At 40.9% G+C, this 6486-nt stretch carries 8 protein-coding genes; 2 read left to right on the plus strand and 6 right to left on the minus strand.

What is annotated here, in order from left to right:
- Positions 1-580 precede the first annotated feature (580 nt).
- Together GQ593_RS12920 and GQ593_RS12925 are read right to left on the minus strand one after the other, a co-directional pair.
- Positions 581-1249: a hypothetical protein gene (locus GQ593_RS12920; protein ID WP_160432406.1), complete on the minus strand. Its 669-nt coding sequence runs from the start codon at positions 1247-1249 to the stop codon at positions 581-583.
- 11 nt (positions 1250-1260) lie between these two features.
- On the minus strand, positions 1261-1584 hold the full coding sequence (locus GQ593_RS12925; protein ID WP_160432407.1) for a hypothetical protein: 324 nt from the start codon (positions 1582-1584) through the stop codon (positions 1261-1263).
- 99 nt (positions 1585-1683) lie between these two features.
- Here GQ593_RS12925 and GQ593_RS14340 point away from each other — a divergent pair, with 99 nt between their 5' ends.
- Positions 1684-1767, plus strand: a complete 84-nt coding sequence (locus tag GQ593_RS14340; RefSeq protein WP_442903621.1) for a hypothetical protein — start codon at positions 1684-1686, stop codon at positions 1765-1767.
- 46 nt (positions 1768-1813) lie between these two features.
- On the opposite strand, the gene GQ593_RS12935 is transcribed toward GQ593_RS14340, so the two are convergent.
- Positions 1814-2050 carry a hypothetical protein gene (locus GQ593_RS12935; RefSeq protein WP_160432408.1) on the minus strand — a complete coding sequence of 79 codons (237 nt, stop codon included), beginning with the start codon at positions 2048-2050 and terminating at the stop codon, positions 1814-1816.
- Positions 2051-2067: 17 nt separating this feature from the next.
- On the minus strand, positions 2068-2718 hold the full coding sequence (locus tag GQ593_RS12940; RefSeq protein ID WP_337189729.1) for an RHS repeat-associated core domain-containing protein: 651 nt from the start codon (positions 2716-2718) through the stop codon (positions 2068-2070).
- Between GQ593_RS12940 and GQ593_RS14345 the strand changes: the two genes are divergently transcribed.
- A complete protein-coding gene (locus tag GQ593_RS14345; RefSeq protein WP_160432411.1) occupies positions 2703-2858 on the plus strand; it encodes a SymE family type I addiction module toxin in 156 nt (51 codons plus the stop codon). The genes GQ593_RS12940 and GQ593_RS14345 overlap by 16 nt on opposite strands.
- Before the next feature lie 43 nt (positions 2859-2901).
- Here the strand turns inward: GQ593_RS14345 and cdiI are convergent, their stop codons facing one another.
- Positions 2902-3252: a ribonuclease toxin immunity protein CdiI gene (cdiI, locus tag GQ593_RS12950; RefSeq protein ID WP_160432410.1), complete on the minus strand. Its 351-nt coding sequence runs from the start codon at positions 3250-3252 to the stop codon at positions 2902-2904.
- Positions 3252-6486: RHS repeat-associated core domain-containing protein (locus tag GQ593_RS12955; RefSeq protein WP_202115499.1), on the minus strand; the 3235-nt coding region annotated here is incomplete at its 5' end. The genes GQ593_RS12955 and cdiI, both read right to left, overlap by 1 nt.

A 6486-nucleotide genomic window follows, 5' to 3' on the forward strand; every position in this document is an offset into this window, starting at 1 on the left:
ATAGGTGATGATTAGCCCCGTCGGCTTAATTACTTTGATTAACCGATGCCGGCAGTCGTACTCATAGTGGGTGACTAGACTGTGGTCTTTTCCACGCTTTTCGGCAATCAGATTACCAAAGCGGTCATACTCAAAATGTTTGTCACTAAAAAAGGTCAGGCGGTTGCCTTTGGCAATATTGGCGTGAAACGGCGCGGGTGCTAGCGCTTGGGTTTCAGTGCGTTTATTGCCGGTTTGGTCATAGTCAAATAGCTCGACTTTTTCAGCGTGATGCTGCTCCGGATTGGCGTCAGGATAAGTGACAGTGTGTAGCTGACCGACGTTATCATACCGGTAACGGCGTGGCTGTGCCCCCGTGATTTCGGCAAGCTGCCCGTCAGGGGTGTAGTGGTAGTGCTGTTGCCAGAGCGGGGATGGCGAGGTCTGTGTGCTGATATCATAACCGTGATAGCGTTGATGGGTGAACGTGTCATACTGATAGCGGTTAAGTACTCTCCCCCTATCCTTTCCAGCTTGAAATAATAATTAGCTAAAAAGTTACCGTTATCAATTAACTTCATTGATTTTTTTATCCATTGGTTTATTTATAATTCTTAATAGCCTCCCAATACCCATTCTGATGAGAAAAATACTTGATTAAAAAATTATAGTCCCATATTGATGATTTTATAGCATTAAAATAGCCAATATCCAATAAGTTATTTTTTTTAATCAATTCTTTTTCTTTCTCATTATTGATTTTTGTTATACCCTTTTCTCCTCCTATAACTTCATCATCACCATTTATCATTAAAGGAAGAATTTCTTTTTCTTCCAATTCTAAGAACACTTTACCATTAAAAATGACACCTCCATATATATTTGTATGTAAATACTCAATATCATCTCCACCGAATACCATAAAACGATCTTTCATATCAAATGTTAAACCCGATGAATGATAATAATCATGTTCTTTATAGATCACTCTGAGGTCATAACATCGGACATTTTCTATCGTGAGAATAGCTTTACGAGCTAATATAAGTAGATCATCAGCAATATTTATTGTACTTTTAGGGTTTACCGAGAGTATCTGATCTCGCCATATATTCTCATCCATACGTATTGATGTATTTTCGAGAAACACGTGGCAAGTGGATTTTTTTTCATCAATCTTGGGTAAAGAAGAATAATTTGTGACACCACTCCAACCATCAAAATCAATAAAATTCTCATAACTATCTGTAATATCAATTTTATATTTCATCATATTACCTATCATTTTTTAAATATATATTCATTTATATTTTGACTAACAATTGGTTTTCCATTTGATTGAGAATATCCTGCACTAGAAATTTGTCGTTTATCAATTAATTGTAAACCTTTATCTTCGGCTATGGATTCTAAATTTCTCATATACTTATTTACTTTACCATCACTCCCACGAATAATTATAGTACCTTCTTTATTTAAAACTCGAAGCACTTCATCATTCAAAGGATAATATCCAAACGGGTTATCCATAATAATTTTATTTTGCGAACCTGTTGCAATATTTGACAAATCATTAGCATTGCCGGGATAAACACCTTCCGCCATAGGATAATCAGGATCCAATGAGCGGTTTTATACCGTGGGTTATGTGCAACAAGCAACAAAACCCAACCTTAGCCCCTGTTCACCATTAAAGGCAGGTGGCTGGAGCAGTTTGGCTTTTACGCTGGTCAGTCGGTCATCATTACAGTTGAGCAGAACAAGTTAATTGTTGAACTTGCGAGGTAGATCTAGGAAGTAAAAACAAGATCCCCACGGTGAGGTGGGGATTTTTTTAGTCCTTTATTAAAGGTTCTAATTGCAAAAGATGATTTTTGGCCCGTTCAATTAACTCCATTATTTCGTCGTAATTAAATGTTAAAACACGTACTGGATCACTTGGATAAATAACAAACTCTAAATTTCTTTTATCTTCAGATAAACAAAGTTCTCCCCAAACGTCTCCATCATAGAGGAGCTCTGCATTAAAACTATCGCTTTCTATAGAACTTCCAACGCTATAATCCAACATAATATTGTATATTCCTTCTATTTTTTACTAGGCTCCCTAAACCCAATTAATTTAGTGCCATCCTCATTAAACCTTAAAGTTCTACCATCTGGAGCAGTTGCATGTATTACTTTAATAATTTGTTTATTCTCTGTTGCTGTTGTATGTATTATTACCGTTTTAGGGTTTGACAAAATATCATCCACAATATTCTGCGCTTCCTTATTCAAAACATATGATTTCTGGCTTGAATAAGTGTAAACACTTCCTTCTCGACCACCATGTTTCTGCAAAGCACGCCCAGCATCAGTTAGGCCATTTCTATTAGCAGATGCGGCTGCTTGACTCAGTTGATCAACTGTTGGAATTGTTCCTGTTACATTTGTTGAAGGTTTAGTTGCAGCATTTCCAGCCTGTGCGGTATTAGTCGTCCCCTTTCCAGCAATCCCCTCAAATCCATTATTTTCAACCTTAATCAACCCTAACGGATCAATCCAATTTATCGGATCACTACCAGCATATTGGTAACTATTTAGTCCGCCTAGTATACCGAGCGGATCTTGAGTAATATACCTGCCTGTAAACGGGTCATAATAGCGGTTTAGGTTGTAGTGAAGTCCTATTAACCACAGGCAAAGCACCTGCACCACAACCCAACGAACGGTTTTATACCATTGGCTACGTGCCACAAGGCACAAAACCCAACCCCAGACCACAACTAACCATTAAAGGCAGGTGGCTGGAACAGACAGGGTTTTATGTGGGCTGCGCTGTTATCATTAAGATTGAACAGGGCAAGTTGGTTATTGAACTTGCGATACAGTTCTAAGAACTAAAAAAAGAGCCCCGCTGATTAGGTAGGGATCATGCTGTTATACAGGTATTTTAGCAAGTAACTCATTAATCTTATCAGTATCTTCTGGATGTAAGGCAAGATATTTTTCACAAGCTAATCTGACGTAGTTAAACCCCAATGTTTCAGAAACAATAATTTCTCCTTCCCAGACTCCAAACATAATGCCTTCAAAATGACATTCTGGGTCTGGATCATTCCAATCAGGAAAGTTGCAACAGGTTTCATCGATTACAAAACCTACCCTGTTAATAATATATTCTACTCCCCAAATAAATTTTCCATAAAGGTTGAGTGAATTAAAAAAATCTTTAATAACCCATTCAGGATCATTGTTATAATCAATATGTTTAAAAATATATTCGTTCATTATTTTGTTACCGGAAAGAAGTTTGTTACAGTTCCTGTTTTAGGATCAAGATAAACCCTAAAGCTGATTCCACCTGCGCTACTTGTATATTCTCTAGCCCCTGATGTTATTGCTGATTTATAGCCACTAGCAGCTGCTTGTTGCCCTAAATCTAATATTTTTTGATCTGATATTATTTTAGGATCATAGATAGTTTTCGTCATTGGTTTATCCTTATAACCAATAATATTTCCAGCTCTATCCTTTGCAGGAATTTGATATTTTATCTCAGTAACACCAGGAATACCGATAGGAGTTTCACTTACGATCTTCACGCCATTCTGATTTGCTGCTGAATAAAATGCATCCGCATTATGCCCACCTGTAATACCTTTTTGCTGAGTATATTTTTCAACAGTACTTAAATGAGCAGGCAGATCAATGTTAAAACTAATACCATCAGGGGTTTTAACCGTCGTCGTTCCCTTTCCAGCAATCCCCTCAAACCCATTATTTTCAACCTTAATCAACCCTAACGGATCAACCCAATTTATCGGATCGCTACCAGCATATTGGTAACTATTTAGTCCGCCGAGTATACCGAGCGGATCTTGGGTGATATACCTGCCTGTAAATGGGTCGTAATAACGGTTTAGGTTGTAGTGTAACCCTGTCTCCTCATCATAATATTGCCCTTGGAACCTTAGCGGGTTATCTGGCAGAGCGTGGAAATCGTCTTGATGGTAGGTTTCGTTTATTATCTGCCCATAGGCATTATACTGGCATTCATAGAGGGTGTCACCCATGTTGCTGGTAAGGGCAATGGGGGTGCCGAGGTGGTCGTTTTGGTACCAGTAGAGTTTGATATTATCTTGCCGGGCATTGCCGTGCACAAGGGCTAATGGGCGGTAGGAATCTGGCTCGTAAAGGTAGGTTTGCCAGTGTTTATCATTATCGGTTTCGGCAATAAGCCGGCTACCTTGCCACAGGAATTCGGTAGTTTTACCATCCACGGTTTTGCTCGTACGCCGATTAAAGGCATCATAAGTATAGGTGATGATTAGCCCCGTCGGCTTAATCACTTTGATTAACCGATGCCGGCAGTCGTACTCATAGTGGGTGACTAGACTGTGGTCTTTTCCGCGTTTTTCGGCAATCAGATTACCAAAGCGGTCATACTCAAAATGTTTGTCACTAAAAAAGGTCAGGCGGTTGCCTTTGGCAATATTGGCGTGAAAAGGCGCGGGTGCCAGCGCTTGGGTTTCAGTGCGTTTATTGCCGGTTTGGTCATAGTCAAACAGTTCCACTTTTTCAGCGTGATGTTGCTCAGGATTGGCGTCAGGATAAGTGACGGTGTGTAGCTGACCGGCGTTATCATACCGGTAACGGCGTGGCTGTGCCCCCGTGATTTCGGCAAGCTGCCCGTCAGGGGTGTAGTGGTAGTGCTGTTGCCAGAGCGGGGATGGCGAGGCCTGTGTGCTGATATCATAACCGTGATAGCGTTGATGGGCGATAAGTTGCCCAAGCGGGTCATATTGATAGCGGTTAACCAGTCCATTACCTTGACGACGTTCACATTCACGCCCCAAGTTATCATAAAACATGCCGATTAACGACTGCCCATCTAGCGTTATGCCCCGTAATTGCCCATTAAGATGATAATATTCTAACCATTGCCCATCGGGCAGTTTAGTGCCATTGAGTAAGCCGGTGTTATCATCATAACGATGGCGGATAGTTGCCCAGTTTTGATGTTCGGCAGTGAGTTGACCATCCAAATTATATTCCCAGACTAATATATTTTGCTCGTCTTTGACTTTAATCAGCTGACCATAAACATCATATTCATAGTGTTCAGTGACGCCGTCAGCAAAAATACGGCGGATAAGTTTGCCGGTAATATCACGCTGATACTGGGTGATAAGTGGCGCAACGTCAGGCGTATTACCGTATTCACGTTTTTCTATCAAATGACCGACATCATTATAATGATAAGTTGTTTTGACCCCATCAAACCCTATCTCTTCGCTCAGTTGACCGGTTGCAGTATACGTTAAGTGATAGCGCTCCCCTTTCTGGTTTTCAATCTCACTGACTTGCAGGTGAATATTATCATAACGAAATTTAAGCCGTCCGCCATCTGGCAGTCGTTTTTCGGTCATTAAGTGTAAGGGCGAGGCATAGTCATATTCGGTCACTTTACCCGCTTCATCTTTAAACCAAGTCACTTTGCCATAAGCATTATAGCGGTATTCCCGCGTAGTGTTATTTGGGTAGGTGATTTTAGTGATTTGGCCTAAGGCATTATACTGGTAATGAAGGCGATTATTTTGCCCATCAGTCACCGTTTCAATGCGCCCTTGTGCATCATAAGCGTACTGTTCACAGCGACCATCGGGATAAGTGATTTGGCTAACTTGACCTAGGTGATTAAATTGTTGAGTCAGCCGAGTATTATCTGGGTAGATGACCGCCGTACATTGCCCGTCTTGATTATATTGATAGCTGGTTTTTTTGCCTTCCGGGCTAATGGCTTGCGTGCGGTCGCCATACTCGTTATAGTAGTATTGCCAGCGGCGGTTGCCCTGAATCACTTCACTAACACACTCGCCCCACCAGTAGTAATCTGTCTGCTGCCCATCAGGGGAAATCAGAGTTGAGAGCTTATTAAATTCGTTATACAGGTATTGCGTTACCCCACCGAGTGGGTTAGTTTCTCTAATTAACTGTCCATGCTCATTATAGTCATAGGTGGTGGTTTGACCGGCCGCATTGGTTTGACTAATCAGTTTACCTTGTGGATTATGAACATAGCTTAAGGTGGTGCCATCAGACTGATAGACCGTTGTTTTACCGCTGGCCTTATCCCACTCATAACGGCTTTCAATACCGTTAAGATTGGTGATTTGCTGATGACAGACAGCACTATTGCCTTCCCCAAGCCATTGCCAGTTAAACACCGCTCCGCCTGCCATCTTACGCTGAATAATCAAGTGGCTGTCATCATAAGCATACTGCTCAGTATGGTTTAAAGCATTGGTGGCAGCTATCAACTCCTGACGCTCATTATAGTCATAGCGCATAATTTGGCGTAGTGGCTGCCAAGGTTGTTTATCTGATAGGCGAGTTAATTCATTAACTTCAGTGATAAGTGCTGGATTTTGTGCTGCATAGCTAAAGGCAAGGCGTTTTACTCCACCTGATAACTCAAGGCCAATGAGCTTACCATCACTATCGTAAATCACATTATGCCGA

It is taken from the genome of Gilliamella sp. Pas-s25 (assembly GCF_009795885.1).
GTDB lineage: Bacteria > Pseudomonadota > Gammaproteobacteria > Enterobacterales > Orbaceae > Gilliamella.

Bases quoted from the DNA above. Each gene is read 5' to 3' on its own strand.
- GQ593_RS12920 (WP_160432406.1), bottom strand. From the start codon at position 1,249: ATGAAATATAAAATTGATATTACAGATAGTTATGAGAATTTTATTGAT.
- GQ593_RS12925 (WP_160432407.1), bottom strand. From the start codon at position 1,584: ATGGCGGAAGGTGTTTATCCCGGCAATGCTAATGATTTGTCAAATATT.
- GQ593_RS12935 (WP_160432408.1), bottom strand. From the start codon at position 2,050: ATGTTGGATTATAGCGTTGGAAGTTCTATAGAAAGCGATAGTTTTAAT.
- cdiI (WP_160432410.1), bottom strand. From the start codon at position 3,252: ATGAACGAATATATTTTTAAACATATTGATTATAACAATGATCCTGAA.